Origin of the sequence: Leptolyngbya sp. FACHB-36 (genome assembly GCF_014695955.1) — a bacterium.
Taxonomy (GTDB): Bacteria; Cyanobacteriota; Cyanobacteriia; order Leptolyngbyales; family Leptolyngbyaceae; genus FACHB-36.
The window spans coordinates 1-1,846 of the sequence record NZ_JACJPG010000536.1 but is presented as its reverse complement, the minus strand read 5'-3'; the positions used below and the strand labels follow the sequence as shown (position 1 = coordinate 1,846).

Sequence of the window (1,846 nt, the reverse complement as noted above, 5' to 3'; positions counted from 1 at the left end):
TCCCACTATTGTGGCTTTCGGCGCTGGTCGAGTCGGATCGCCTGTTCGAGTGCTGCCTTGTCTCTAGCGCGGTGGGCATAGGACAAAAGCTGTGGAGTCGTTAGCCCAGTTAATCGCTGCAAATCGGTAATGCTGATTCCCTTCATCAACATTTCTATACACCACGTCGATTGTGCCTGCTCGATCACGGGGGGGTGTCCATCGGGGGTGAGATGGTTGATCGTCCAATCCTGCCAGTGCTGCCGCAGTTCTGCTTCAGAGATTGCCTCACCCGTCGAGCTAAGGAATAAGGCAGAATTAGCGTCCTTGCGGCTTCTGAGCCATTGCGCCAAGGGATTCTTGGTGTGCGACCCATAGCGCTTGCCCAAAATCCACTGATTTAGAGGAACTTGGCGATCGCTCCCGATCTGCAAAAGCTGGTAGTGAGCATCCTGGACGTAGTGCGATCGCTCTAGCCCAACCACTTCAGATGGACTTAATCCTGCACTAAACAGCACATACGTCAGAGCGTAGGCTTGAGGTCCCGCTTTTTTACCTTGTTGCAGAATCTGGTGAACAAGGTGGGCAGGCAAGTCCGCGATCGTTTCGCTGGTGGGTGCTTCAATCAGCGCCTCTGCTGTAATGTCCGGTAGCGGTGTGACGGCACCGTGCAAAAACAGCGTCATCAAATTCTCCAGGAACTCTTCGCGATCGTGCCACAGTGCATGAAACTCGCTCGTAAGTTCGATGACAGCGTAGCCCAGCAGCATACTATTAAGCTGACTGGCAAGAGTCTCCGCTGATAGGTGTGTTGGCAGTTGATCGCGATCAATGACCGTCTGGAAGTACTCCGCTACTGAGCGATTCGCTAGCGTCAAACCCTGTCCCAACGCCTTGCGATTCTCGATTGGGTAGTGCCCTGCTTCGCCCACGATCGATCTCACCACATCGGGTACGCGCTCCAGGGACTCCAAATACGCCATTGCGTAGGTTCTTAGAGCCGAGTAGATGCTGCTAGTCTGACCGGCTTGCTCAATCAGCGTTTGCCCCATTTGGGACACGATCGTCGCGTCTTCAATCACGGCTAATAGCAGCCCATACTTGCTGCCAAACTGCCGAAACAGCGTTACTTCGTTAACTCCGGCTCGTTCTGCGATTTGCTTTGTCGTGGTTTCGGTTACGCCTTGAGCGGCAAAGAGCTCTACGGCCGCGTCGATTAAGCGTTGTTGCTTCAAGGTCCGAGATGACGCCATGATAAAAATGCAAGTGGTACTTGCATAAAAAACGAGGTCTTGTTAAGCTGTAAATGCAAGTGACACTTGCACTTCTACTCTAGCGGGTGATTCAGACTGCGACCAGCCTATCTGAGTTAGCCCTGGACGTTGAGAGGCTCGTTCCGCTGAATGAGCTGTTCACATTACAACAGGATTTTTATGACTTCTAATGCTGTTAGCGCTGCGCCGACAAAGCGCGGTCAATCACTCGCACTGAATTGGACGAATGTTGCGTTCTTTGGTGCCATTCATGCGATCGCTCTGCTTGCGCCCTGGTTCTTTTCCTGGACTGCGCTGGGCGTCACCCTATTTCTGCACTGGCTCTTTGGTAGCATCGGCATCTGCCTGGGCTATCATCGCCTGCTGACTCATCGCAGTTTCCAGGTGCCAAAACCGCTGGAGTACCTCATTACGTTGATCGGCGCATTTGCCCTACAGGGTGGACCAATTTTTTGGGTAGCGGGGCACCGAGTACACCACCTCCACACCGAAGACGTAGACCGCGACCCCTATTCGGCACGGCGCGGATTTTGGTGGAGCCACATGATGTGGTTGTTCTACGTGCAGCCGCAGGTGTTTGATTACGACTCCTA

1 protein-coding gene and 1 pseudogene are annotated in these 1,846 nt (G+C 53.4%); one reads left to right on the top strand and one right to left on the bottom strand.

Translation table 11 applies throughout. The features are described from left to right. Positions 1-5 precede the first annotated feature (5 nt). Entirely contained in the window at positions 6-1,232 is a 1,227-nt protein-coding gene (locus tag H6F43_RS22745; RefSeq protein ID WP_190343612.1) for a TetR family transcriptional regulator, read from the bottom strand. Between the two features lie 180 nt (positions 1,233-1,412). Here H6F43_RS22745 and H6F43_RS15410 point away from each other — a divergent pair. Then, a pseudogene (locus H6F43_RS15410) lies at positions 1,413-1,846 on the top strand (acyl-CoA desaturase); the annotation flags it as partial.

Coding starts and splice junctions, on each gene's coding strand:
- H6F43_RS22745 (WP_190343612.1), bottom strand. CDS start 1,232: ATGGCGTCATCTCGGACCTTGAAGCAACAACGCTTAATCGACGCGGCC.